This window comes from Psychrobacter faecalis (assembly GCF_016107575.1).
Taxonomy (GTDB): Bacteria; Pseudomonadota; Gammaproteobacteria; order Pseudomonadales; family Moraxellaceae; genus Psychrobacter; species Psychrobacter faecalis.
The window spans coordinates 1-24,525 of record NZ_JABAST010000027.1; the positions used below are offsets into that span (position 1 = coordinate 1).

Annotated in this window: 22 protein-coding genes and 3 tRNA genes; 10 read left to right on the forward strand and 15 right to left on the reverse strand. The window is 44.0% G+C overall.

Going from position 1 to position 24,525, the window contains the following annotated elements; translation table 11 throughout:
* Positions 1-99: 99 nt before the first annotated feature.
* The 10 genes from JFC07_RS09100 to exaC all read right to left on the reverse strand — a co-directional run bounded on the left by JFC07_RS09100 (position 100) and on the right by exaC (position 12,450).
* On the reverse strand, positions 100-1,068 hold the full coding sequence (locus JFC07_RS09100) for a DUF4424 family protein (protein WP_193031276.1): 969 nt from the start codon (positions 1,066-1,068) through the stop codon (positions 100-102).
* Entirely contained in the window at positions 1,061-2,032 is a 972-nt protein-coding gene (locus tag JFC07_RS09105) for a peptide ABC transporter ATP-binding protein (RefSeq protein WP_193031278.1), read from the reverse strand. The genes JFC07_RS09100 and JFC07_RS09105 overlap by 8 nt, the downstream gene beginning before the upstream one ends.
* The gene (locus JFC07_RS09110) at positions 2,029-3,111 is read right to left on the reverse strand and encodes an ABC transporter ATP-binding protein (RefSeq protein WP_238060416.1); all 1,083 of its coding nucleotides are present in this window, start codon (positions 3,109-3,111) and stop codon (positions 2,029-2,031) included. The genes JFC07_RS09105 and JFC07_RS09110 overlap by 4 nt, the downstream gene beginning before the upstream one ends.
* Positions 3,112-4,026, reverse strand: a complete 915-nt coding sequence (locus JFC07_RS09115) for an ABC transporter permease (protein ID WP_193031280.1) — start codon at positions 4,024-4,026, stop codon at positions 3,112-3,114. It lies immediately after the preceding gene.
* A 139-nt stretch (positions 4,027-4,165) separates the two neighbouring features.
* Entirely contained in the window at positions 4,166-5,182 is a 1,017-nt protein-coding gene (locus JFC07_RS09120) for an ABC transporter permease (protein ID WP_193031282.1), read from the reverse strand.
* A 200-nt stretch (positions 5,183-5,382) separates the two neighbouring features.
* Complete coding sequence (locus JFC07_RS09125; protein WP_198328892.1) at positions 5,383-7,023, reverse strand: ABC transporter substrate-binding protein; 1,641 nt, start codon at positions 7,021-7,023, stop codon at positions 5,383-5,385.
* Between the two features lie 356 nt (positions 7,024-7,379).
* A complete protein-coding gene (locus JFC07_RS09130) occupies positions 7,380-9,026 on the reverse strand; it encodes a GMC family oxidoreductase (protein ID WP_198328893.1) in 1,647 nt (548 codons plus the stop codon).
* A gap of 230 nt (positions 9,027-9,256) precedes the next feature.
* Positions 9,257-9,583 (reverse strand): DUF779 domain-containing protein, encoded by a 327-nt coding sequence (locus tag JFC07_RS09135; RefSeq protein ID WP_198328894.1) that lies wholly within the window; start codon positions 9,581-9,583, stop codon positions 9,257-9,259.
* A gap of 173 nt (positions 9,584-9,756) precedes the next feature.
* Positions 9,757-10,785 (reverse strand): alcohol dehydrogenase AdhP, encoded by a 1,029-nt coding sequence (adhP, locus tag JFC07_RS09140; RefSeq protein WP_197488903.1) that lies wholly within the window; start codon positions 10,783-10,785, stop codon positions 9,757-9,759.
* Positions 10,786-10,923: 138 nt separating this feature from the next.
* Positions 10,924-12,450: an acetaldehyde dehydrogenase ExaC gene (gene exaC / locus JFC07_RS09145; RefSeq protein ID WP_198328895.1), complete on the reverse strand. Its 1,527-nt coding sequence runs from the start codon at positions 12,448-12,450 to the stop codon at positions 10,924-10,926.
* Positions 12,451-12,772: 322 nt separating this feature from the next.
* On the opposite strand from exaC, the gene JFC07_RS09150 reads away from it, so the two are divergent.
* The 3 genes from JFC07_RS09150 to JFC07_RS09160 all read left to right on the forward strand — a co-directional run bounded on the left by JFC07_RS09150 (position 12,773) and on the right by JFC07_RS09160 (position 16,212).
* The gene (locus JFC07_RS09150; protein ID WP_198328896.1) at positions 12,773-14,716 is read left to right on the forward strand and encodes a DEAD/DEAH box helicase; all 1,944 of its coding nucleotides are present in this window, start codon (positions 12,773-12,775) and stop codon (positions 14,714-14,716) included.
* A gap of 118 nt (positions 14,717-14,834) precedes the next feature.
* Positions 14,835-15,968: a type I glyceraldehyde-3-phosphate dehydrogenase gene (locus JFC07_RS09155; protein WP_102076869.1), complete on the forward strand. Its 1,134-nt coding sequence runs from the start codon at positions 14,835-14,837 to the stop codon at positions 15,966-15,968.
* 153 nt (positions 15,969-16,121) lie between these two features.
* Positions 16,122-16,212, forward strand: a tRNA-Ser gene (locus tag JFC07_RS09160).
* A 234-nt stretch (positions 16,213-16,446) separates the two neighbouring features.
* On the opposite strand, the gene JFC07_RS09165 is transcribed toward JFC07_RS09160, so the two are convergent.
* From JFC07_RS09165 to JFC07_RS09175, 3 genes are all read right to left on the reverse strand, one after another.
* Positions 16,447-17,202, reverse strand: a complete 756-nt coding sequence (locus JFC07_RS09165; protein WP_227678318.1) for a hypothetical protein — start codon at positions 17,200-17,202, stop codon at positions 16,447-16,449.
* Between the two features lie 234 nt (positions 17,203-17,436).
* Positions 17,437-17,766, reverse strand: a complete 330-nt coding sequence (locus JFC07_RS09170) for a CopG family transcriptional regulator (RefSeq protein WP_068408103.1) — start codon at positions 17,764-17,766, stop codon at positions 17,437-17,439.
* Between the two features lie 207 nt (positions 17,767-17,973).
* A tRNA-Asn gene (locus JFC07_RS09175) sits at positions 17,974-18,049 on the reverse strand.
* A 455-nt stretch (positions 18,050-18,504) separates the two neighbouring features.
* Here JFC07_RS09175 and JFC07_RS09180 point away from each other — a divergent pair.
* The 3 genes from JFC07_RS09180 (at position 18,505) to JFC07_RS09190 (ending at position 20,442) form a co-directional block, all read left to right on the forward strand.
* Positions 18,505-18,849: a DMT family transporter gene (locus JFC07_RS09180; protein ID WP_082894398.1), complete on the forward strand. Its 345-nt coding sequence runs from the start codon at positions 18,505-18,507 to the stop codon at positions 18,847-18,849.
* 51 nt (positions 18,850-18,900) lie between these two features.
* Positions 18,901-19,398 (forward strand): M48 metallopeptidase family protein, encoded by a 498-nt coding sequence (locus JFC07_RS09185; protein WP_198328897.1) that lies wholly within the window; start codon positions 18,901-18,903, stop codon positions 19,396-19,398.
* A 93-nt stretch (positions 19,399-19,491) separates the two neighbouring features.
* Entirely contained in the window at positions 19,492-20,442 is a 951-nt protein-coding gene (locus JFC07_RS09190; RefSeq protein ID WP_227678317.1) for a DMT family transporter, read from the forward strand.
* 73 nt (positions 20,443-20,515) lie between these two features.
* Here the strand turns inward: JFC07_RS09190 and JFC07_RS09195 are convergent, their stop codons facing one another.
* Positions 20,516-21,268 carry a type 1 glutamine amidotransferase gene (locus JFC07_RS09195; RefSeq protein WP_198328898.1) on the reverse strand — a complete coding sequence of 251 codons (753 nt, stop codon included), beginning with the start codon at positions 21,266-21,268 and terminating at the stop codon, positions 20,516-20,518.
* Between the two features lie 211 nt (positions 21,269-21,479).
* Between JFC07_RS09195 and JFC07_RS09200 the strand changes: the two genes are divergently transcribed.
* A tRNA-Val gene (locus JFC07_RS09200) sits at positions 21,480-21,556 on the forward strand.
* A 360-nt stretch (positions 21,557-21,916) separates the two neighbouring features.
* Here JFC07_RS09200 and JFC07_RS09205 read toward each other — a convergent pair.
* Positions 21,917-22,162, reverse strand: a complete 246-nt coding sequence (locus JFC07_RS09205) for a helix-turn-helix domain-containing protein (protein WP_068408359.1) — start codon at positions 22,160-22,162, stop codon at positions 21,917-21,919.
* 116 nt (positions 22,163-22,278) lie between these two features.
* Between JFC07_RS09205 and JFC07_RS09210 the strand changes: the two genes are divergently transcribed.
* The 3 genes from JFC07_RS09210 to JFC07_RS09220 are packed head-to-tail and all read left to right on the forward strand — an operon-like array spanning position 22,279 to position 23,995.
* Positions 22,279-22,494: a hypothetical protein gene (locus JFC07_RS09210; protein WP_011959964.1), complete on the forward strand. Its 216-nt coding sequence runs from the start codon at positions 22,279-22,281 to the stop codon at positions 22,492-22,494.
* An 11-nt stretch (positions 22,495-22,505) separates the two neighbouring features.
* A complete protein-coding gene (locus JFC07_RS09215) occupies positions 22,506-23,708 on the forward strand; it encodes a site-specific integrase (RefSeq protein ID WP_198328907.1) in 1,203 nt (400 codons plus the stop codon).
* Positions 23,705-23,995, forward strand: coding sequence for a hypothetical protein (locus JFC07_RS09220; RefSeq protein WP_198328899.1), 291 nt, complete (start codon positions 23,705-23,707; stop codon positions 23,993-23,995). The genes JFC07_RS09215 and JFC07_RS09220 overlap by 4 nt, the downstream gene beginning before the upstream one ends.
* The last annotated feature ends 530 nt before the right edge of the window (positions 23,996-24,525 follow it).

Genomic DNA, 24,525 nt, shown 5'->3' on the forward strand with positions numbered 1-24,525 from the left:
TGTTTGCCAAAGTCATGGTCTTCTAGGTTATGTATTGGTATAGTCATAAGTGGATGATACTATATATTTTGGGTTTGGTATTATCCTAAAAACTAACGGCTACTTCATAATAAAAGCGACGTCAAAATCATGGGTTGGCACAAAATTACTTTCTTTTATTTCAAACGTCGTTGGTCCAATCTTTTTGATTTTACCTTTACCTTTCCAACAGAAGGAGACCAGTTCGTTAAGGTCGCGTTTGACGGTCAGTTTGAAATGAGTAATCGGTTTGGCCCAGTTTGCTCCCGTCGTTAGGATATAGCTTAAGGCATGATAGGGCCGTCCGTTATTATTAAATCCTCGCTGAGTTGATTTATCTACACAAAAATTTGAAAATTCTTCCTCGCCTAAAGATACTGATCCACCTACTAACGGTTTATACGTGTGTTTGACCTGGGTGATCGTATTGGCTTTGAACTTTTGCTCCCAACTATAAATCACCTGTGAATCCCAAGGGATATAGAGACTTTCTCTATCACTGATAAACTTATCGAGTGCCTTGCTATTACAGTCCAAAAGCCGTTGATTGATATCGTCGGTATCAAACCGATAGCTCCAAGGTGACATCATTTCAGCGTCACTAATACCACAAGCCTTGAAAATATTGGTGGTATCAATAGGGGTTTCTGCATAGTTCCGCTCACCATTTTTGATCATGAGCGGGTACATAAAAGTGCGGACATGCTGCTCAGGAATGATAGGCTTGCCATTGGCCCAAATTTTAAAGTTATCATAAGTAGCACTAGTATTAGCGTAATCTGAGTCTGTAAAGCTAGGTACAGCTGGCATAGGAAAAAGAACCGTCTCGGTAATGTCTTTATTGCTTAGATTTTTAAATTCATAATTGACGCGGACTTCATCTTTTGAGATGTATAAATCTTCACTATGCATGCTGATATGTTTATTTTTAATATACTCAACCCCACCTGCACCGACATAGCCGGTAGAGTCATTGGCTTGGGCAGCAGTCATCGCGATCAGCACCGCACAAGCTAATGTACCGCTAAACACAAAATGCCGCTTATCCATAAATCTCTTCCAAACGTATACACGCAACCAAGCGACCATCCCATTCGCGCAGTTGCGGCTCGACTTCACTGCATTTTGGTTTGGCATAAGGGCAGCGTTTATGTAGGGCGCAACCACTTGGGGGATTAAGCGGACTTGGCAGCTCACCTTGTAGCGTTAAATCATTCTTGTGACCATTGACAGTTGGCGCCGCCGCCAGTAAAGCGATGGTATAAGGATGCTTTGGCGCGTTATAAATGGCTTCTTTTGGCCCATGTTCGACGGCTTGACCTAAATACATGACCATCACATCGTCGGCGACATGGCGGACTACGGATAAGTTGTGTGAAATAAAAACATACGCCGTATGGTACTCGTCCTGCAAATCCATAAATAGATTCAATACTTGCGCTTGAATCGATACATCGAGCGCTGAGGTCGGTTCATCAGCAACGACGATTTTTGGATTGAGCATCATGGCGCGGGCGAGGGCAATTCGTTGGCGCTGACCACCCGAAAACATATGCGGAAAACGGCCAGCATGTTCAGGACGTAGACCGACGTTTCTCATCATCTCGTTTATTTTTTCGCGCTTTTCTTCCTTTGACAGTTTGGTATGGATATCTAATGGCTCGGTTAATTGATAACCGATCGTATGACGCGGGTTGAGACTGCCATAAGGGTTTTGGAACACCATCTGAATCTCGGTGCGCAAATCTTTTAACGCTTTTCTGCTATAGCCAGTGGTCGCTTCACCATTGATAGACAGCTCACCATCAGTCGGCTCTTCAATTAGGGTCAATTGGCGGGCAAGTGTCGATTTGCCACAGCCTGACTCACCAACGACCGCAAGTGTTTTACCCGCTTGAAGCTCAAACGAGATACCATTTAACGCTTTAACATATGCTTTTGGTTTGCCCAAACCTTGCGATACTGGGTAATGCTTGTGTAAATTGTCTGCTTTTAAGACCACTTTATCACTCATACTTGGGACTCCAAAGTAGCAGGGTGCGGGGTAGAAATGCGAGTAGGTAAGCTTGGTAGTTCGGCGTGAATACAGCGCACTTTGCCAGTAGGCGTCTCTAAAATAGGCGGCGGCACTTCGCAAGCGGGTTCTTTATACGGACAACGAGGCGAGAGCAAACAGCCACTTGGTCGGTCATATTGGCTTGGTACCACACCCGGTAAGCTATTAAGCCTATCTTGGCCGATAGCCAACTCGGGAATCGCTTGTAGCAAGGCATCGGTATAAGGGTGAGCAGGATGCTGGAAAATCTCCGGCACTGTACTGGTTTCAACCACTTGTCCGGCATACATAACGGCGACATCACGTGAATTTTGCGCGACTAAACCCAAGTCATGGGTGATCAGCACCATGGCCATCTGTTTTTCGCGTTGTAAGCGACCAAGCAAGTCCATAATTTGCGCTTGTACCGTGACGTCAAGCGCCGTGGTGGGTTCATCGGCGATAAGCAGTTTCGGCTCGCAGGCAATGGCCATGGCAATCATAATACGCTGACTCATACCGCCTGATAATTGATGCGGATAAACTTTCAGTCGGTTTTTAGCATCGGGCATCTCAACCAACTCGAGCAGCTCTAATATGCGTGTACGAACCGCCGAACCACGCAGCCCAAGGTGTTTACGCAGTACTTCACCCAATTGCATCTCAACGGTAAAGCTCGGATTTAAGCAGGACATGGCATTTTGAAAAATCATGGAGATATCTTTGCCAATGATGCCGCGTTTTTCTTTGGCGGACATACTCAGCATGTCTTTATTGTTAAATATCACCCGCTGTGCGCGAACGGTTGCAGAAGGCGGCAATAAGCCCATAAGTGCCATCATAGTGACTGACTTTCCTGAACCGGATTCCCCAACGACAGCGAGAACCTCGCCTTGGGTGATTTTCAACGATACATCATCGACGGCGCGAAAAGCGCGCGCGCCTTGACCAAAGGTGACTGAAAGGTTTTCAATATCCAATAAGAGTGGCGCTTCTTTTTTTAATGAACCAGTCATCGAAGTTTCAGTAGTGACGGTTGTATTTAACGTATCAGTCATTTAGGTCACCTGCTTTAATTTTGGATCTAGCGCATCGCGTAGGCCATCACCCGTCAAGTTGATTGACAGGGCAGCTAGGAAAATAGCGACGCCGGGCCAAATGGCAAGCCAAACATTACTTTGAATATATTGCCGCGCTGTCCCGAGCATCGCACCCCATTCAGCATCTGGTGGTTGCACGCCAAAGCCTAAGAAACCAATCGCGCCAGCTTCTAAAATGGCAGAGGAAAAAATCATTGTTGCCTGGACGATAAGTGGTGCCATACAATTGGGTAAAATGGTGATAAATAATAGGCGTAGCACGCCAGCACCCATCACTTGTGAAGCGATAAAATACTCACGCTGTAGCTCGACCATCGCCGTTGCCCGCGTTAAGCGAATAAACGGCGGCGTACAAACCAGTGCAATGGTAATAATGGTATTGGTCATAGAAGGGCCTAAAATAGCCGCAATAATAATCGCCAATAGTAAGCTTGGATAAGACATCAAAATATCATTGACCAGCATCACCGCTTTGCCCCAAACCTTTGGCCAAAACGCCGCGCTCAGTCCTAAAGAAATCCCGACCAACATCGCAAGGGTTGTGGCACTTAGTCCAATAAATAAGGAATAGCGTGCGCCATACATTACCCGCGATAACGTATCGCGGCCGGCATCATCAGTACCCAGCCAAAACATCGCATCGCCGCCACTTAAAAAGGCGGGCGGTAATTGCTCTTGACCGGTAAACAACTCATAAGGGTCATGCGGCGCGAGGGCTGGCGCAAGTATGGCGATAATGACCATCAAGGCTAAGACAATAAAGCCTAGTACCGCACCTTTATTTCGGCAAAATGTCGACAAGAATAACTGCAAAGATGACGGCGGTGCGGCGCCTATCAGATTGAGATCAGAAGGAAGAACAGAAGGCTTCATGAGTAGTTCCTATAGTGGCCAGCGCTAAGAGCATGTAGAACCTCATTTCTTGAAAAGTTGAGGATTTGCTAAAAATTGCTCTAAATCATGCAAGCGCGTATCACCACTATTTATAATATGGGTATTTATCATTATCAAATTAAGAGGTATGTCGAATACGCGGATTGATCAAACCATATAAAATATCAATAAATAAACTGACTAAAATCAAGGCGGTGGCGACCAATAAAATACCATTTTGCACAATAGGGTAATCACGGGTAAAAAAGCCATCAAGTAGCCAATTACCAACGCCCGGCCAACTAAAGATGGTCTCAGTGATAATCGCGCCAGCGAGCAAGGTCGCCATCTGTAAGCCAATCACAGTGACTACGGTAATTAAGGCGTTGCGCATCACGTGTACCAATATCACGCGGCGCGGCGATAAACCTTTGGCGCGTGCTGTGCGCACATAGTCTTCATCCAATACCTCTAGCATCGCCGAGCGTGTCATGCGCGCAATCATCGCCAGTGGTATGGTCGATAAGGCAATAGAAGGCAAAATAAAATGTTTTACCACGTCCCAAAATGCGCCAGGCTCACCGGATGTTAAAGAGCCCAATAACCAAGAGCCGTAGAGTGGGTGAACATCTAAAAACTGCGCGACAGAAATGACACCGGCGACCGGCAAAAGGTTTAAATAATGGGCAAATATACCGGTTAGGATAGGCCCTAATAAATAGATAGGCATCGAGTAGCCAGCCAGCGCTCCTGACATTAAGGTGTAATCAATCCATGTGCCACGGCGCAGCGCTGCAAAAATACCTAAACTGACACCGACGACACTCGCAATGATAATCGCACATACTGCAAGCTCCAGCGTTGGGACAAAATGGGCAAAGAAATCTTGTAATACGGGGGCGCGGGTACGAAAAGACGCTCCAAAGTCACCGGTCAATATACCGGTTAAATAATCCCAATATTGGACGATGAGGGGTTTATCCAATCCAAGTCTTTCTAGGGCGCGCGCATGTAGCTCTGGATCGACCATACGTTCACCCATCATAATCTCGACAGCATCTCCAGGTACGAGACGAATCAGAGTAAAAGTGGATAGCGTTAAGCCAATATAGACAGGAATTAAAATCGCAATTCGACGCAGAATATAAAGTAGCATGGGCTGCTCAATAGTTGTGGTTCAAAAGTGATAAATCGAAGAGTAAAGCATTAGCAGTGATAAAAGCGTCCGTGAAAAAATGTTTAACAAGACGCTTGATTCATAGAAATTCGGCTGGAACAAACAAAACGTCTGACCAGCCGAATATGAAATATGAATTAAATAACCGTGCCTGTCATACCGGACTTTATTGGCTGATGCTATTCAACTTTCACACCATCGAAGCGTATGGCACCAAGCGGACTGATTTTATAATCAACAACGTTTGGTGCGGTGAATACGGTCACGACCGAATGCGCCATTGTCGTCCAAGGCAGTTGCTCTTTAAATATCTGCTGAGCTTTTACATAATCATCGACACGCTCATCTTGATTGGTAATCTGACGGGCACTGGTCACTAAATTATCAAAATCTTTATTACACCAGCGCGAGTAGTTATTACCACCGACCGCGTCACAAGATAATAGCGAACCAAGCCAGTTATCAGGATCACCATTGTCACCGGTCCAGCCTGCCAAAATGACATCAGGCTCACCTTTAGCGGCGCGTTTTAAGTACTCACCCCATTCATAAGTGACAAGCTTGGTATTCACACCAATCTTCGCCCAATCTGCTTGTAGCATTTCAGCCATGAGTTTGGCATTTGGGTTATAAGGGCGCTGAACCGGCATATACCATAGGTTGATAGAAAGGTTATCCGCACCTGCTTCTTTGATAAGGGCTTTGGCTTTTTCGACATCATAAGGCGCATCTTTGATCGATTTATCGTAACCCCACTGCGTTGGCGGCATAGGATTGGTGGCTTTAACCCCTTCACTTTGGTAGACCGCGTTGATAATAGCGTCTTTATTAATCGCCATATCTAACGCTTGGCGAACTTTAAGGTCGCTAAGTTTCGGTTTTTCAACGTTGTAGCCGACATAGCCGACGTTAAAACCAGGTTGATCGAGAACCGTGGCTTTGCCGGATTTTTTGACAGATTCAATTTCGGCAGGTTTTGGATAAGCAGACACATGACATTCACCAGCCTGCACCTTTTGCGCGCGCACGGCCGAATCTTTGGTGATGACGAATACTAAATTGTCGATATGAATGTCATCTTTGTTCCAGTAATCTGGGTTTTTGGTATAGCGAATCTGTGCGTCTTTTTGGTAGGACGTAAAGACGAAAGGACCGGTACCAACTGGTTTGGTATTAATATCAGCTGCGTTACCAGCAGCCATTAATTGGTCAGCGTATTCAGCAGAATCAATGTAAGCAAAGGCCATCGCTAGGTTTTGTAAAAACGGCGCGTTGGTTTCGCTTAAGGTGACTTTGACGGTATTGTCGTCAACTTTTTCAATATTAGAAATAAGATCAGGCAACCCCATGCCGACCGAATACGGGAATTCGGCAGGGTAGGCTTTATTAAATTCAAATTCTGGATTGGTGAGACGTTCTAGGGTAAAGACAACGTCGTCAGCGTTAAAATCGCGGGTCGGGGTAAAGTAATCGGTTTTACCAAATTTGACGCCTTTACGTAGATTAAAGGTGTAAGTTTTGCCATCTTCGCTGATATCCCAACTTTCAGCCAGCGCAGGCTGAATCTCGGTGCCGTCTCTTTTAAATTCTACTAAAGCGTTGTAAATAGGGTAGGCACTGGCGTCGAAATCCGTACCTGCCGTATATTGAGCTGGGTCGAAACCAGCAGGGCTGCCTTCTGAGCAATAAAGCAAGGTTTTTGCGCCTTTGGCGTCTGAGCTAGCAGCAGAGTCATCGGTGGTTTTGTTGTCGCCGCTACAGGCACTGATACCCAAGATAACAGTCGCTAACAGGGTCAGTTTGAAGAGTGATTTTTGCATTCTTACATCCTATGTAATGATAAGTAGTCGCTAATATATCTATAGGTTCATAAGTGAATCCTATAATCAGCGAGCTGCTAATTCCCTTTAAAGTGTTTATAAATAAAGTATTTATACTATGCAAAAAGAAAATGAGTCAGAGATTTTTAACTCAAATTGCAGGCTGCGATAAATAACAATATAAATAAGTGGTTTAAATATACTACCTTACACAGTTGTAACGCAAGGTATCAATATATTTAATTTGATAGAAAATGTCCCGTTTTAATATCCGTATTTTTGAATGTAAGCGCTATTTTCAATAGAAAAGTTTATGAGATAAAAGCGCCTACCGTAAAATATTTTACTTACTTGTTCTATGATGCGATTTGCTCAGCGTGATGATGTTTTGCTTTAATCAAATCTGCCATTTTTTCGGCAATCATAATGGTTGGCGCATTGGTATTGGCACTTATCAAGGTCGGCATCACAGACGCATCAATAACCCGCAATCCATTGATGCCGCGCACTTTTAGTTCTAAGTCGACCACAGATTTGTCATCTGAGCCCATACGGCATGTACCGACTGGATGATAGATGGTGTCTGATTTATTACGAATATAGCCAAGCATGCCGTCTTTTTCGATATAAGGGGCAGGGTAGTCTTCGGTGATATATTTGGCGATGGGTGCTTCTTGCATGATGGCGCGCGTACGCTCAGCGCCTGCGACCATATACTCTACGTCTTTAGGATGGGAGAGGAAGTTTGGATCAATCAATACGCACTCTGAGGGGTCAGCTGACGCAAGCCTGACGGTACCGCGGCTTTCAGGGCGCAAGTAGCAGGCGTGACAAGAAACAGCAAAACCGCGTCTAAGGTCACGACCGTGTTCAATCACCCGCGATATCACAAAATGCAGCTGGGTATTTGGCCATTCTTTTGGGGCGTCACCAACACTAAAAAACGCGCCTGCTTCGGCGTAGTTGGTAGACAGCAATCCTGTGCCATCTTTTCTCCACTGTCGAATGCTTTTGGTCAAGGTTGAGAGCGTTGCCATGCCAATACCAATCACATCGGTAGTATTGACCTCATAATCAAATACCATGTCTAAATGGTCTTGTAGATTACCGCCAACCTCGGGCGCATCGACCAATACATCAATGCCGTGCTCCTGCAGGTGCTCAGCAGGACCAATACCAGATAGCATCAAAACTTTCGGCGAACCAAAAGCGCCACCTGACAAAATAATTTCCTGACGCGCCATCACCGTATGCTCGACGCCGTCTTTTTCATAAGCGACGCCAACGGCTTGTTTGTCTTCAAAAATAATGCGGTTGGCTTGGGCGTGGGTGATGACGGTTAAATTTGGCCGACTTTTTTGTACGGGGTGTAAATAGGCGGCGGCCGCAGAGCAGCGTTGACCTTGTTTTTCACCATGAAAATGGGTGACTTGATATAGTCCTGCGCCGTCTTGTTTTTTACCATTAAAGTCTTGATTGTGCTCCAAGCCATTAGCGACAGCCGCTTCTACAAATGCTTTTGAGATTTCACGCGGGCTTAATAAATTACTGACGTGCAAAGGGCCGCTATCGCCATGCAGTTCATCCGCGCCGTGGACATTGTTTTCAGCTTTAATAAAGTAAGGTAGCACATCGTCAAAACCCCAACCTTCGCAGCCTTGCTCAACCCAGCGCTCATAATCAAGCGCGCTGCCGCGAGTATAGATCATTGCATTAATGGCGGATGAGCCGCCCAAGCATTGACCGCGCGGTTGAAAGCCGCGTCGATTATTAAGATGGGTTTGCGGAGTAGTATGAAAGCACCAATTGTTTGATTTTAGCGGTTTGCCTGGTACTAAAAGGATTAAACCTGCCGGTACGCGAATCGCAAGGTCTTTGCCTTCACCGCCGTACTCTAATAAACACACACTGATATCGGGATTTTCTGTCAGCCGGCTAGCGAGCACACAGCCTGCAGAACCGCCGCCCACGATGACGTAGTCAAATTTTGGATCAACTTCCATGTTATCTTCCTTTTAGCATCCATGCTTATTAAGACGAGCTCGTTACAACCAGCTGATTAAAATGGCTTCTCCTTACAGTATCTATTATTTTGCTAAAATAATGCAATAAAAATGACTAGGGCGTGTTATTCGCCCATAAGACTTTGAATATATAGTGCTTAGACATGGTGCTTAAATGTTTAAGCTAAGATTATGCCCTTTGATATAAAGTTATATCTATCACCTCTGCTTTATACTTCACATATCTCAGAGCGCACGATAAAACGTTTGCCCTCAGGTATTTCTAGCGAAAAACTCGCACCACGACCATCGACTACATCGATAGTTAAATCAGTATGTTGCCAGAGTTTATACTGGGCTTTACCCATATAAAATGGACAACCAGCAAGCTCACCGACGAGTACGTCTTGACCACCAACTTTGAACTCACCCAGCGGATAACACATCGGTGAGCTGCCATCGCAGCAGCCGCCAGATTGATGGAACATCAGGTCACCGTGTTTGGACTTTAATAGCTCAATTAACGCAACGCAGGCTTCTGTCGCTTCAAGTTTCATAACGTGCTCCTTATTTTTAAACTTTTACCCAAACTAATCGGCAAAATATAAAAGGTCGTATCATCTTCACTCACATCATTCATAGCATGTGGCTGAAAACGATACGACCTAGCGTTAGTGATTAAGTGATGTTTTGTGACTAAACGTACCAATCACTGAGACAGTTGCAATGTCTACATAGCGTAGTCAATCACGATACGTCCCTCAATCTTGCCATCACGCATACGATCAAGAATATCATTGATATTCTCAAGCGGCTCAGCGGCAACGGTCGCTTTTACTTTACCTTCCGCTGCCATATCTAGCGACTCTTGTAGGTCTAGACGTGTACCAACGATTGAGCCACGAATGGTAATACCATTTAGTACCGTATCAAAGATAGAAACAGGGAAGTCGCCTGTTGGTAGACCATTACAGACCAAAGTACCACCGCGGCGCAGCATGGTCAGCGCTTGATCAAAGGCCTTAGAGGAGACGGCTGTCACTAGCACACCATGAGCACCGCCGATCTCTTCTTGCAGATACTCACCAGGATCGGTGTTTTTGGCATTGACGGTGACTTTTGCCCCCAGTTTTTTGGCAAAATCGAGCTTTTCATCGTCAATATCGACGGCAGCAACGTTCAGTCCCATGGCAATGGCGTACTGTACCGCCATGTGACCAAGTCCACCGATACCTGAAATGACGACCCAATCACCTGGTTTGGTGTCTGTCATTTTCAGACCTTTATATACCGTCACACCCGCACATAGAACTGGTGCAATCTCAACAGAGTCAACGCTCTCAGGAATAATGCCAACATAGTCAGCATCTGCCAATACGTATTCTGCAAAGCTACCATTCACTGAATAACCAGAGTTCTCTTGACTTAGGCACAGGGTTTCCCAGCCACCTAGACAGTGCGTACAGTGACCACAGGCAGAGTAGAGCCAAGGCACACCGACACGGTCGCCTTCTTTAACATGCTTAACACCTTCACCCACAGCAGTGATCAGGCCGACACCTTCATGACCAGGGATAAACGGGGGGCTTGGTTTGACTGGCCAATCGCCTTCGACAGCGTGCAGGTCGGTATGACAGACACCTGATGCCTGCATTTTTACTACAATTTGACCAGGACCTGGGGTAGGGATATCAACTTCTTCAATCTGCAGAGGTTGGTTGAACTCATGCAGAACCGCAGCTTTCATTTTATTAGCCATGTTACTTTCTCCTTATTACTAGCAGTCACTAATGCTCGACTTAGTCTTTTAAACTGCCAATTATTTTACATGTAGATGCTTAGTAAGCATCGAGTTTGCACCTTACGCTTCCTTGTAAGGTGCTTTAGCAAATAGTGTTTAAAAGAACCCCATCGCTTTTGGACTATACGATACCAGCATGTTTTTGGTTTGCTGATAATGATCAAGCATCATTAGATGGTTTTCGCGGCCGATACCCGATTGCTTGTAGCCACCAAATGCAGAATGCGAAGGATAGATGTGGTAGCAGTTGGTCCACACGCGACCTGCTTGGATGCCACGTCCGAAGCGATAGGCTTTGTGTACACTGCGTGTCCAGACTCCAGCACCAAGACCATATAAGGTATCATTGGCAATGCTCATGGCCTCTTCGTCGTCTTTAAATTTCGTGACGGCAAGTACTGGTCCAAAGATTTCCTCTTGGAACACGCGCATGTCGTTAGTGCCTTCAAAGATAGTGGGCTGCACATAGTAGCCATCTGCAAGGTCGCCGTCATGCTTGGCTTGTTCGCCACCGACCAATACTTTGGCCCCTTCTTTTTTACCAATATCCAGATAAGATAGGATTTTTTCTAACTGGTCTGTGCTGGCTTGGGCGCCAATCATGGTATCAGTATCTAATGGGTTACCCATTTTGATGGCTTTGACGCGCTCGATACAGCGCTTCATAAACTCATCATAAATGCTCTCGTGTACTAATGCGCGCGACGGACAAGTACAGACTTCACCTTGGTTAAGCGCAAACATCACTAGACCTTCGACCGCTTTGTCCAAGAAATCATCGTCTTCGTCCATGACATCAGCAAAGAAGATATTTGGACTCTTACCACCCAGCTCTAGGGTAACTGGAATGATGTTTTCACTGGCGTACTGCATGATTAGGCGACCAGTAGTCGTCTCACCAGTAAAGGCAACTTTATTGATACGTGGATTGGAGGCAAGCGGCTTACCAGCTTCAACTCCGAAACCGTTGACCACGTTGAGGACACCTTTTGGTAAGATATCAGCAATCCCGATCGTCTCTAGCATAAATAGGATAGAGGCAGGCGTTTGCTCTGCAGGCTTGAGTACTATACAGTTACCAGCAGCAAGCGCAGGGGCTAGCTTCCATACTGCCATGAGGATCGGAAAGTTCCATGGGATAATCTGGCCGACGACACCAAGTGGCTCATGGAAGTGATAAGCAACCGTGTCATCATCAATTTGACTGATGCCGCCTTCTTGTGCACGAATGGCACTGGCAAAATAGCGAAAGTGATCGACAGCTAATGGAATGTCTGCTGCTAGGGTTTCACGTACAGGCTTGCCGTTTTCATACGTTTCGGCAATGGCGATGGCTTCTAAATTGGCTTCCATCTTATCTGCAATTTTGAGCAGTAGATTGGCACGTTCAGCGACACTGGTTTTGCCCCAAGCGTCTTTGGCAGCATGAGCAGCGTCTAAGGCTTTTTCAATATCCGCTTCTTTTGAACGGGCGACTTGGCAGATGACTTTACCGTCAATGGGGCTGGTGTTGTCAAAGTATTCTCCATCGGCTGGTGCGACCCACTCACCATTGATAAAGTTGTCATATTTTTCGCGGAATTGGACGGGGCTGTTTTCTGTATTGGGATAGGCGTGTAGCATTAACGACTCCTTGTTGTCTTAATTTATAAAGCAAATAAACGTTCAAGCCTTTGATATATGATCTTTTGAGGTCATATCTATAAAGTCACTTGCACGGTTTTGCTGGATCTTCCTGATCAGGTTGTCAGTCTATCCTACTGAACTTTTATACATAAGGATAGGTACTTTTAGTAAAGCAAATCAGGTTGTTTCATAAATTTAGGTTATGCATAAGTATCTGCTTAAATTGGTTCGAAAACTTGGTACAGCTGTTATAATTGCTACCATTATGATGCTACGACGGTAGTTTCCTTTTTCTTATGTTATTGGTTGGTTTGGATATATGCGTCAATCTTCTGCTCTTGATATCTTAAAAACAGGTCAAAATGTGTTTTTGACTGGCTCAGCAGGTTCAGGTAAAACTTATACTCTCAACCAGTACATCAATTACTTACGCGCGCGCCGTGTGCCAGTTGCTGTGACTGCTAGTACGGGTATCGCGGCGACACACATGAACGGCACGACTATCCATAGTTGGTCGGGTATAGGCATCAAAGACGAGTTGTCTGATCGTGATTTGACCAATTTATCGCGTAAGCAGTTTTTAGCAGACAGATTAAAAGACACGGCGGTATTGATCATCGATGAGATTTCCATGCTGCATGCCAAGCAGCTTAACCTAGTCAACCAAGTGCTCAAGCATGTGCGAAAAAACGATGCTGCATTTGGTGGTATACAAGTGGTGGTTGCAGGGGACTTTTTTCAGTTACCACCGATTGGGAATAAAGGCGAAACCAACCGTGAAAAATTTGCCTTTATGAGTGAGGCGTGGCTTGATGCCAAATTTCATATTTGCTATCTATCTGAGCAACATCGGCAGGTGAGCGAAGCAGCAAATGGTGGCCTTGATTTAGACGATATCCTTAATCAAATTCGCCGTCAAGAAGTGACCTTTGAAGCCATTGCTGCCCTCGAGGCGACCTTTGATCAAAACGTCGATATTAAGCGCACCCGTCTTTATACCCATAATCTCAACGTCAATAAAATCAATGACAAAGAGCTTGCAGCCTTAGATGGGGAGATGATGCGCTTTGAGGCCACCTCGGCTGGCGACAGTAAATTGGTTGAGACTCTCAAAAAAACGGTACGCACCCAAGACGATTTAGTATTAAAGATTGGTGCTAAGGTGATGTTTATCAAAAACAACAGCGAGCTTGGCGTCTCTAACGGTACGATGGGCGAGCTGATTGGTTTTGCTGCGGTAAAAATTGACGACAGTAAAGATACGAGCGATGATTTGATTGAAGATACTGCGCAAGATGCTGAAAGCGCTACTGATAAGAGTGTAAAAGACAAAGGCCAAAAGACCACCAAAGATAAAGACAGTGATAAAAAGCCACCAAGAGATAAAAAACCAACCACGCAAAAAATGCCTGTAGTTCGACTAAACTCAGGTCGTGAAGTCATCGCTGAGCCTGAAGAATGGATTATCGAAGACGAAACCGGCGATGTGCTGGCAAGCTACTTACAAGTGCCGCTATGTTTGGCTTGGGCCATTACCATTCATAAGTCGCAAGGCATGACCCTTGAGGCGGCCGAGATTGATTTATCGCGCACTTTTGAGCTTGGACAAGGTTATGTGGCATTGTCACGCTTAAAGTCGCTGGCAGGTTTGCAATTGCTCGGTATGAATGACATGAGCTTGCAGCTTGATCCGCTGGCACGCGGAGCCGATAAACGCTTTTTGGCACTGTCTGACGAAGCGGATGCCAATTATGCCATGCTTGATGAAGAAAGCATGACGCAGGCGCATGAGAAATTTATTCTAAAATCAGGCGGCACGCTTAGTAAGTCAGTGATTGAAGCGTATGCCAATTTGCAGAAAAAACGCCGCGAGCAACAGCAAGCGCAGATAGATAAAAAACAGAAACTTGGTAATCAAGTGTCTGATAAATCGGACAGCACCTTGCTGGCGACGCGAATTTTATTAGAAGAGAGCTTATCGATTGCCGAGATTTCGCAGGCGCGGCAGCTGTCGCAATCGACCATTATGCGCCATATTGCAGAATTAAAATCGCAAGATCCAAGTTTGGCGTGTGATCATCTGCGCCCAGACGATGAAGTGATGACGGCGGTTGGCAACGCTTATGTGGCCATTAAGGTCGCCAATAACCCTAATGACTTTAACGATGATGGCAGTGTTAAGCTGCGTCCAATTTTTGAGCATCTAAAACAAGCGGTTGATTACAATACCATTCGTTTGGCATTAATTTTTATTACGCCGTAGCATCCAATCGGTGAGAAAAAATCTCTAAAGATAGACCGTCATTATGCTGATAATATTCAATGTAGCGCGCCACTCTTTTTATATCTCTTTATAGCGATACCCTTTTATGTCTGACGTTATACCTGATTTTTCTAGCGCAACTTACCAATTGAACGCCGAACCTAGAGTGGCGCTTACGCATGCGACAGGCGAGCATACGCAGCCCTTGAGGATTGCTATCAATGGCTTTGGCCGTATTGGACGTAATGTACTGCGTGCCTTGTTAGAGCGCTTTGAGGTGTTGGGGCGCGCTATCCATGTAGTGGCGATTAATGATTTGGCATCGGCTGATATCTTATTGCATTTGTTAAAATTCGATAGTACTCATGGTCGCTTAAGCCGACTTGGCGTCAGTGCAGAGGTTTTAGACGATAAAAACAATACTCAGCTGTGTTTGACTAAGAATAATCTGACCTACTGCATCAAAATGCTCTCAGAAGCTGACCCAAAAAACCTACCATGGCGCACGCTTGGTATCGATGTAGTGCTAGAGTGTACGGGGCATTTTCGCTCTTATGAGCAGGCGCAGCTACATATAGCAGCGGGTGCACAGCAAGTCATTATTGGTGCTGCGCCCTTTGATAATGTCGATGCTTGTATTGTCATGGGCGTCAATACCGCTGAGCTCACACGCAAGCTGCCGATTATCTCGAGCGTTTCTTGTACCACGCAGGCCTTAGTACCGCTGATTGATACGCTTGATAAGGCATTTGGCGTTAGGTCGGCTATGATGACCGAGATTCATGCTGTGACTGCTGACCAGACAGTGCTCGATCAAGCGCACCGAGACCCAAGACGCGCACGCGCCTCTGGTTATAATATTATTCCGACCACCTCAAGTAGTATTGCTGCGACAGAACGGGTATTGCCTGCGATGGTAGGGAAGATAAACGGTCACTCGATACGCGTACCGACCATTGATGTGGCGGCGATTGATGTGACGTTTGTCTTTGATACGCCGGATGTCAGCGTCGATGCGATACGAGAAAAGTTAAGAGCTGCTAGCCTTGGTGATTTGATAAATATCATGGCGTATACTGATGAGCCGCTCGTTTCCAGTGACTTTATCCATCAGCCAGAATCGCTGATTATCGATGGGCAGCAATTGATGCAAGTGGGCGAGCAATATAAAGTGTTTGCCTGGTACGACAATGAATGGGGCTATGCCAACAGGCTGCTTGATATGTGCTTGCACCTCGCTTTAAGTAAATAACCTGGTTTGCAGTAAATGTTTTAAAAAAAGCACGGGGTAAAAAATTTTGGCGCACGCTAAGTCATTGATTTAAAACTGGCTGTAAATTAATTTCATTTTTTTAATATGAAGCGCTTGCATTATACGATGATATCTATATAATGATGCACCAATGGAGACGTGGCAGAGCGGTTGAATGCACCGGTCTTGAAAACCGGCAAGGGTTCATAGCCCTTCGAGAGTTCGAATCTCTCCGTCTCCGCCAAATTCGAAAAAGCCCCAATCAGTTATTGATTGGGGCTTTTTTATGTTTGCATAAATGCGGTTTTAACTTAGCGGGCACTCTATAGTTGGTTTATTTTAAACCCGATACCGTGCCGAGCGACTGGGATGAATTTTCCGCAGCCTCTGCACTAGCGTAAGCAAGGAAAATTTATACCAGTCGCACATAGTTATGCCCCTATCGATTTTGTTTTGAATGGACTATATGAACTCTCTATTATTTCGCCAGCGTTTGCTCAAACTCTACTTCTTGCCCATCCATTAATACCAGTGTGCCTTCGCTAATCTCAATGTGTATGTCCGTATGATTTTTAATCGCGCGCATGACATTGATATCTTCAATACTGCTTTCGATGATGATTTTGCCAGACTGTTCAGGTTCGATTGGTGGCTGGAACTGGGTCAACGGTACATTAAAGCTTTTACTTTTGGTCAAATTGGCCTCTTGCATGGTGAGCTTACCCTTAAAGCTTTTAATCGCTACCTTACCGTGGTTTGACAGCATAAACTGTAGTTTTACTTGGTTTAGACTATCGCTATCGCTGGTTTTTACGGGGAGTAAAGCGACAGGGTAATTTTGTGCTTTGGCAGTATGCACTTGCGGACTGGTGACAATCGGGCTTTTTTTGCCAGTAGGATTATTTGGATGCAAGCGCTCATATTCACGCTGCTGGATAAGGGCTTGCTTGATGGTGATACGTGGCATCGCTCCGGACTCATACGCGCCGCTGAGCTTCATACGTAGCATATAGCGGCTCAAGAGCTGTCTGTCAGCCTCAGGCAACCGCTCAAACGTATCGCCAAGCTTCTTTTGCCATTGGTCAGAGTTGGTTGGTATGGTCTGCCTGCTTGGATCTGCTGGCGGCTGCATGCAACCATTGATAACTGGCAACATCGCTACAGTAAATGCCAATAACATGGCCTTTTTTATATAGCGTGCACGGCCTGCGTGTTTATATAAACCAATCATCATATGCCTCCTTCTCAACCCATATCAATGCGAATAACTTTTATACCAATATAGCGCTTATCAATATAGCGCTTATGATAATTTTGTATGTTTGTTTATCGCTAATGGGTATTCGATGTTATTAAGCGCATTGAGAAGGGCATATTTTACGTAGCAAGTTCAAATTAAATAGCAAAAAAAAGACCAAGCGCCGTTAAGCAAACTTAGTCTTTTTTTGTATGTATGATAAGCCAAATGCTACTCTTTATCCTGCAGCTCAGACAGCGGGTGGGTGGTGGTATTATTATGCGTGACCACAATCGCCTCATCAATGATACGTTGGCTGACCCCGCGCTTACGTAAGCTTTCAATAAACACTTCATCATGCGCCAAGGTATAATCTTGATGATCGCGATCCAATCCTTGACGGATATAAAGACGAATCAGACCTTGGATACGTTTAAAGCCCAGCTCTGCTGAGGTAGACTCTAATAACCTAATCATTTCTTCAGACAGGCGAATACTGATCGGACGCGTGATTTTTTGCGGATGATCAGAGAATTTATTTTTTATACGAACAGGTATCATAATAAACCATTACTTTTAGTGAGTAGGAATAAAACACTCAGACAAAAACGAATTTGGTCACAGCTCTTCTTACCATACAATAAAAATCGCTAAAAGAACACCGTCGCCGTATGAATATTGTATTGGTGAATAAGGTAAGCTATTAAGGATTAAATAGCGACCATAAAAAAACCTCCATCAAATAGTTGATGAAGGTCTTTTAGAATATGGCTCTCCAACCTGGGCTCGAACCAGGGACACACGGATTAACAGTCCGTTGCTCTACCAACTGAGCTATTGGAGAATAAGTTGTGATAACGGTTGATTAAACAAGTTTTACAAAGCCTTTGGTAGGTGCGATTGCTTATCTTGTTTGCGTTATGTGGGGCACATTTTAGCCAAGTAGTTCTGGGCTGTCAACCTTATTAGGCGATAAATAATAAATATAATTATAAATAGGATAAAATTGTGGGTGTTTCTTGTTAATGGGGCGACTTTATTGACGGTGACGATGATTGCTGCTGCTAAAATATGTATAAAAATTAATTTTTCTTAATATTATAATAACTTACTTTATTTCTTAGTTTGATAAGACTATCTATTTGAAAATAAAGAAAAACCTTATATTACTTTAACCCTTAAAATCTCTATTTCACGCACCCATATAAACCTATAAAATAGTCAGCCCAGATTTTTTATCATTTTGTTTAACTGACTGTTTCTAATTCAATACTTTCTACCAATATAGGTGCCCTACATATGAGTCCAACCATGATTGCTTACGGTTACCTTGCCATCGCTATTGTCTGCGAAGTTATTGGCACTACCTTTTTGGTCAAGTCAGAGCAGTTTACGCGCTTTGTGCCCACGCTTATTATGGCGGTGCTTTATGCTATTTCGTTCTACTTATTAACCCAAACCATAAAAACCATCCCTATCGGTATTGCTTATGCCTTATGGGGCGGGCTTGGTATCGTATTGACTTCACTGGTAGGACTGTTCTTTTTTAAGCAAACGCTTGATACCGCAGCGATTATCGGCATTGCGATGATTGTTGGTGGGGTAGTGGTGATGAATTTATTGTCTAATTCGGTGGCACATTAAGTAAACAGGCATTAGTAATCGTTAAACATTAAGACGTCAAGGACAAACACATTGACCACATTAAAATATATCGCGCATTACTCTGAGCAAATTCAAAGCCAAGCGGCGACGCTGATTAGCACGGGCAGACTGGGTGAGTATTTGGATAAAAAATATCCAAACCGTCATCAAGTACAAAGCGATAAAGCGCTATATCAATATAGTAATGACATTAAAAATCAGTATATGCGTAAGAGCAGTCCGCTGTCGCAGGTGTCTTATAACAGTAAACTTGCGGTGCTCAACCAGGCACTTGGCATTCATACCTACCAATCGCGCGTGCAAGGCAGCAAGCTGAAATCACATAATAGCATCACGGTAGCCAGCCTATTTAAAGAAGCGCCGCCCGAGTTTTTGCGTATGATAGTGGTGCATGAGTTGGCGCATTTTAAGGAGCAAGAGCATAACAAGGCTTTTTATCAGCTTTGCTGTCATATGGAGCCAAACTATCATCAATATGAGCTTGATACTCGTTTATGGTTGCATTGGCGCGAGCGCAATCTATCGTGATGAAATAAAAACTAACAATAATGCTAAGTCAATAAAATAGTAATAGGGCTAATGGCGATGAATAAAGCCGCTGTTTTAAGAGTAAGGTAGTCTATGAGTCAGTCAGCGCCGCAGTCCATGGCTAAAGATAAAAATAAAAAAGCATGGCTCATTCCTGTGCTGTGTCTCATCGCGGGTGGCGGATTGATCGGTATTTCTACCAATCTAGCCAAATTTGCAGGCGAGGTCGGTCTGACGCCGCTGGCATTTCTGTTTTGGTCTATTACGGGTGCGGCGTTTATTTTATTTAGTTATGCGTTGTTACGCCGCGAGCTGCCGCCGTTAAGTAAATCAACCCTGAGCTATTATTTGGTTGCGGCGTTGGTGAGTGTGGCAGGCTCCAATCTCATTTTCTTCTCCGCTATTCCGCATGTCGGCGCCAGTTTTGTCGCCTTGATTATTTCTCTGCCGCCGCTATTGACGTATCTCGCCGCTATCATTCTAAGAATAGAGCGCTTTAACAAGCTGCGCGCGCTTGGCGTGGTCGCGGCACTTGTCGGCGCCGGGGTGCTCGCCGCCCGTAAATTCGCTGCGCCCGATGCCAGTGTGTTTTGGATTGGGCTAGCGCTTTGTGGTCCGGTCTTATTGGCAATTGGTAATATTTATCGCACCTTATATTGGCCTGATAATCTCTCTCCGAGCGCGCTGGCACCGGGTATGCTGATAGCCGCATCCGTGCTACTTGGTTTGTTTAGCATTTTACCTAATTATTCTCTTGCCGTTCCGCTAGCTGAGATGTTGCCGTTAGGGTTGATTGCAGTGCAGGCGTTCGTTTTCGCTGGTCAGTTTTTACTGTTATTTTTACTGCAAAAAACGGGCGGCCCAGTATTACTAAGCTTATTAGGTTCGGTTGGGGCGGTCGTCGGTGTGCCTGTCGCTATCTTTTTGCAGGGAGAAAGTCCGCCAGAAGGGTTGTTTTTGGGTGCATCCTTGATAGCGCTTGGTGTCGTGTTGGTTACCTATGGCGGGGTAAAAATGGCGGCATCAAACCAGCAGACTCGATAAAGGGTGGGCTTGCGGCTAAAAGGGGTAAAAAGTAGATAAACCGTTAAGTTTTTTTAGGATTGAAAGATTAGGTTTAAATGTCCGCCGTCTTTGTCATACGATTGAGCATGGCTGCTAAGCGCGCATTGTTATCGGCAATATATTTATCGCCAAGCGTTATTATCTCAGTAGGTGATTGTACGGTTTTAGGATAGTTAATTAGTCCTTTTTGAATGGCATTGTCGCCATTTGCTACCATCTTAACGATGCTTTCTTTGGTGACTTCAAAATGACACTGCCAAGCCATGACCCAAGTGGCAAGCGCTTTTTGCTGCGGCGTTTGATAAAGAAAGCCTTGATTAGGCCATGCTGCTGATGTCGCTAACGGAATCGCTCCTTGTGGATATTCAAACCCATCGCCATGCCAATGAAAGACCGTAAACGGCTGCTTTGGTAAGTCCTGTAGTAAAGGATGCGCCTGAGCGTCTTTAGTCAACTGAATGGGTAACCAGCCGATTTCTTTTACGCCTGCCGGCTTTACGCTCGCCCCCAAGCAGTGCGCAATAAGCTGCGCCCCTAAACATACACCTATCACTGTCTTTCCGCTATCCATACTTTGTTTAATCAGACGTTTTTCTTCAATTAACCAAGGATGGTTGTCCTCATCGTGGACACTCATCGGCCCGCCCATCACAATTAACCAGTCAAAACTGTCAAGCGCTGGCAAGGTGTCTTTATTATAAGAACGCGTGTAGGTAATAGTGTGTTGATGATTAATTGCCCAATGCTTAATAAAGCTGAGGTCTTCGTAATCTGTGTGAAATAAGGTATGAATGCGTAAGGTCATCTGATGATCTCGATTAAAAAGTTGTATTTTTATAATATTGAAAGTCTATAAGGTATTGTCTGTCTTAGATAGTGGAAACTATTTAGAGTACTCTAATTCTCTTAAGTGTTTCATTATAAAGCGTAAAATTAGCTATTCTAATAATAACCTAATATTGTGATAGAAAAGGCTTGCAAAGTTTTAAAAACTTGCTAAAATGCATGTCCTAAATAGGCGTATAGCTCAGTTGGTTAGAGCGCTACCTTGACATGGTAGAGGTCGTTGGTTCGAATCCGATTACGCCTACCAGATTCGAAAGCCCCAATCTTTATGATTGGGGCTTTTTTTATGCTTGTAATATAAAGGCTGTAGCGCAAATCGAAATTATACATTAGTTAAAAACTCTGTTTTTCTATTCGCAAGTAAACTCTATTAAAAATCCTGTGTGCCTAAAATGTGCCCAAGGCGTGCCTAACGTATTTTTGGCTCGTTAAATAATGGAGCTTTTTGACCTCAACCTTAAGTACTCTCAATGTTTGCATTTTACATGCTTCAAAAGCCGGTATTAGCGAAAGCCCAAATCATCACGTGATTTGGGCTTTTTAATGTCTAACACATATGCCAAATCGTATCTAAATCTGCAGTTAACTATACAGCTCGAGCTTATTGCTAACTTTTCTTAGGTTCTAGCGTTTGTGCATTCTCCATATCGGCACTAGCAACATATTCAAAGATATCTCCAACCCCAACTTCTAAGAATTCACACAGCTTATCGATAGTATCAAAATCAATTCTTGATGATTGGTCGTTATATATTTTATGTAACGTCGTTTTGCTGATTCCTGTCGCGCGTACGGCATCCGCTACCTTTAGTCTTCTTTCGGCTAACAAAGTCGGTAAATGATTAACTATCACATCAAAACTCCAATCTTAGTTGTAAAAAGTACTTGCATAGTTATAAAAATATGTTAAATTACAACTATGGTGTTCAAAAGTACCATTATAATTAAACTTTATATAAGGAATGTATTATGTCACACACTTACCTGACAACCCAAGAGCTTTCTGAGCGTATCAAATACAATCCGCGCACGATCCGTAATGAGCTTAAGGATAGCGTACTTATTGAAGGCATTCATTACATACGTCCTTTTGGTGGTCGCAAGATTTTATACGTTTGGGAAGAAATTGAAAAAGACATGCGCACTGGTATCACCGGTAGCATCAACGCCATGGCACTGCAATAAGGAGAAATATGATGGCTAGCATTAGAGCACGTAAAGGTAGCAACATGCTATTTGTTGATTTTTATTATATGGGCAAACGCTGTCGGGAGACGACAAACCTGATAGATACTCCGGCAAATCGTAAAAAGCTTGAAAGTATTATTTTGAATATGGAAGCCGAAATTAGGTTAGGTATTTTTAATTATGCTAAATACTTTCCGAAAAGTGATAAGGCTGCAGAAATGGTAGCTTTAAACGATCGTAAGGAATGCATTAATACTAACGTTCCTTCCTTCAAGCAGTTCGCAACACTGTGGTTTTCTGAAAAGGAAATTGAGTGGCGCGATACTTACAAGCGCAAAATACAGGAGATTATTGATATGTATTTGCTTCCTGAGTTTGGTACTAAAGCCATTCATGTCATAAAAAAGACAGATGTATTAGCCTTCCGTTCATCGCTCGCCAAAGTAACGTACGGAAAAGCTAACAAACATCTGTCAGCGGCACGCATCAATTCGATAATGGTACCTTTGGGTATGATACTAAAAGAAGCCGCTAAACGCTATAAGTTTGATAACCCTTATTATGATATCAAGGCACTCAAACAGCCTAAAACTGATATTCAGCCTCTCACGTTAGAGGAGGTTTGGACGTTTATTAATGGCGTGAGAGAAGATTATCGCCATTATTATCTGGTGCGGTTTTTTACAGGTATGCGTACCAGTGAGATTGATGGGCTGACATGGGATAACGTTGATTTCAATCGTCGTGAGATTGTCATTAAGCAGGCGTTAGTCAAAGGCAAGATTGTCCCTCCTAAAACACAGGAGTCTTATCGTGCTATTCAGATGTCTCCATGGGTCTATGATGCGCTTAAAGAGCAGCAAGAAATCTCTTATAGGCGTTCGGATTATGTGTTTTGCTCACATACGGGTGAGCCATTGGATTATAACAATGTGAATAAGCGTATTTGGCATCCCACACTTAAAGTTTTACGGTTGAAGAAGCGCAACGCCTATCAAACACGCCATACTGCAGCGACTTTATGGTTAGCGGCAGGTGAGAGTCCTGAGTGGATAGCCAGTCAAATGGGCCATTCGACAACTAAGATGTTATTCAATACTTATAGTCGCTATGTGCCAAATATGACACGACAGGATGGCAGCGCTTTTGAGGCGCTCGTAAATCGAAGCCAGATTACTCAAGCATCTACTGACAAGGAGACGTCAAAATGAAAATTATTGATTATGACAAGCTATTTGCCGAGTTTAAGCCTAATGGTTATGTCAGTGAGGGTGCCAATACTATCGCTAATATGTTGATTTATGATTTGTGTATTCAACCTGGTTATAATCTAGCACGCTTTTTAGAAATCAAGCCTTGCTTTGATAACCATATGGCAATACGTATATGGGTACAGAAGCGCTTGGATGCGAGTCTTGGATATTTGGTTGATGATATGTATGTTCAACTACAAAGCGAGATTTACGAGCTACTACCGCCGTCTGGTTATGGCTACTAACGAGGAGAATATCATGAGTGTTAACTTTGTGTTCGACTCAAGCCTAGATGATGTAGCAAAGCGTTTGTGCTATCAGTATTGGTCATACGTATCACCCAATGACTATATCGCTCATCTAAAGATACTTTGCTACGATTACAATATAAGGTCTGATGAGTTGTTTGCTACGCTTGCAAAATGCCAGGTTTATTTGGGTGATATACATTGCGAGTATTGCGGTCGTCCTTATCAACTCGATGTGCCAGCAGATATCCCCCATGCAAGACAACATAAATCTTGGTTTTGTGATGGATGCATCAGTTTTTCTGGGGGACAGCTTACGGTTAGTAGATAGATATTTAAGAGTATTTGATAACCAGATGGCCTAGGCTGTCTGGTTTTTTTATGTTGATTATTTTCTTCTATGTAAAAAGCGTAGTGCTTAATCAGTCTATTTTCGAGAATTATAAGCCACCTATGCGTTATATCTAGTAGATAGTGTATAAATAAAATGTAAGCTATATACATTGGGGTTTATGATGATAAATAGT

What these genes read in the sequence shown, in the direction of transcription:
- JFC07_RS09100 (WP_193031276.1), bottom strand. Translation starts at nt 1,068, where the DNA reads ATGGATAAGCGGCATTTTGTGTTTAGCGGTACATTAGCTTGTGCGGTG.
- JFC07_RS09105 (WP_193031278.1), bottom strand. Translation starts at nt 2,032, where the DNA reads ATGAGTGATAAAGTGGTCTTAAAAGCAGACAATTTACACAAGCATTAC.
- JFC07_RS09110 (WP_238060416.1), bottom strand. Translation starts at nt 3,111, where the DNA reads ATGACTGATACGTTAAATACAACCGTCACTACTGAAACTTCGATGACT.
- JFC07_RS09115 (WP_193031280.1), bottom strand. Translation starts at nt 4,026, where the DNA reads ATGAAGCCTTCTGTTCTTCCTTCTGATCTCAATCTGATAGGCGCCGCA.
- JFC07_RS09120 (WP_193031282.1), bottom strand. Translation starts at nt 5,182, where the DNA reads ATGCTACTTTATATTCTGCGTCGAATTGCGATTTTAATTCCTGTCTAT.
- JFC07_RS09125 (WP_198328892.1), bottom strand. Translation starts at nt 7,023, where the DNA reads ATGCAAAAATCACTCTTCAAACTGACCCTGTTAGCGACTGTTATCTTG.
- JFC07_RS09130 (WP_198328893.1), bottom strand. Translation starts at nt 9,026, where the DNA reads ATGGAAGTTGATCCAAAATTTGACTACGTCATCGTGGGCGGCGGTTCT.
- JFC07_RS09135 (WP_198328894.1), bottom strand. Translation starts at nt 9,583, where the DNA reads ATGAAACTTGAAGCGACAGAAGCCTGCGTTGCGTTAATTGAGCTATTA.
- adhP (WP_197488903.1), bottom strand. Translation starts at nt 10,785, where the DNA reads ATGGCTAATAAAATGAAAGCTGCGGTTCTGCATGAGTTCAACCAACCT.
- exaC (WP_198328895.1), bottom strand. Translation starts at nt 12,450, where the DNA reads ATGCTACACGCCTATCCCAATACAGAAAACAGCCCCGTCCAATTCCGC.
- JFC07_RS09150 (WP_198328896.1), top strand. Translation starts at nt 12,773, where the DNA reads ATGCGTCAATCTTCTGCTCTTGATATCTTAAAAACAGGTCAAAATGTG.
- JFC07_RS09165 (WP_227678318.1), bottom strand. Translation starts at nt 17,202, where the DNA reads ATGATGATTGGTTTATATAAACACGCAGGCCGTGCACGCTATATAAAA.
- JFC07_RS09170 (WP_068408103.1), bottom strand. Translation starts at nt 17,766, where the DNA reads ATGATACCTGTTCGTATAAAAAATAAATTCTCTGATCATCCGCAAAAA.
- JFC07_RS09180 (WP_082894398.1), top strand. Translation starts at nt 18,505, where the DNA reads ATGAGTCCAACCATGATTGCTTACGGTTACCTTGCCATCGCTATTGTC.
- JFC07_RS09190 (WP_227678317.1), top strand. Translation starts at nt 19,492, where the DNA reads ATGAGTCAGTCAGCGCCGCAGTCCATGGCTAAAGATAAAAATAAAAAA.
- JFC07_RS09195 (WP_198328898.1), bottom strand. Translation starts at nt 21,268, where the DNA reads ATGACCTTACGCATTCATACCTTATTTCACACAGATTACGAAGACCTC.
- JFC07_RS09210 (WP_011959964.1), top strand. Translation starts at nt 22,279, where the DNA reads ATGTCACACACTTACCTGACAACCCAAGAGCTTTCTGAGCGTATCAAA.
- JFC07_RS09215 (WP_198328907.1), top strand. Translation starts at nt 22,506, where the DNA reads ATGGCTAGCATTAGAGCACGTAAAGGTAGCAACATGCTATTTGTTGAT.
- JFC07_RS09220 (WP_198328899.1), top strand. Translation starts at nt 23,705, where the DNA reads ATGAAAATTATTGATTATGACAAGCTATTTGCCGAGTTTAAGCCTAAT.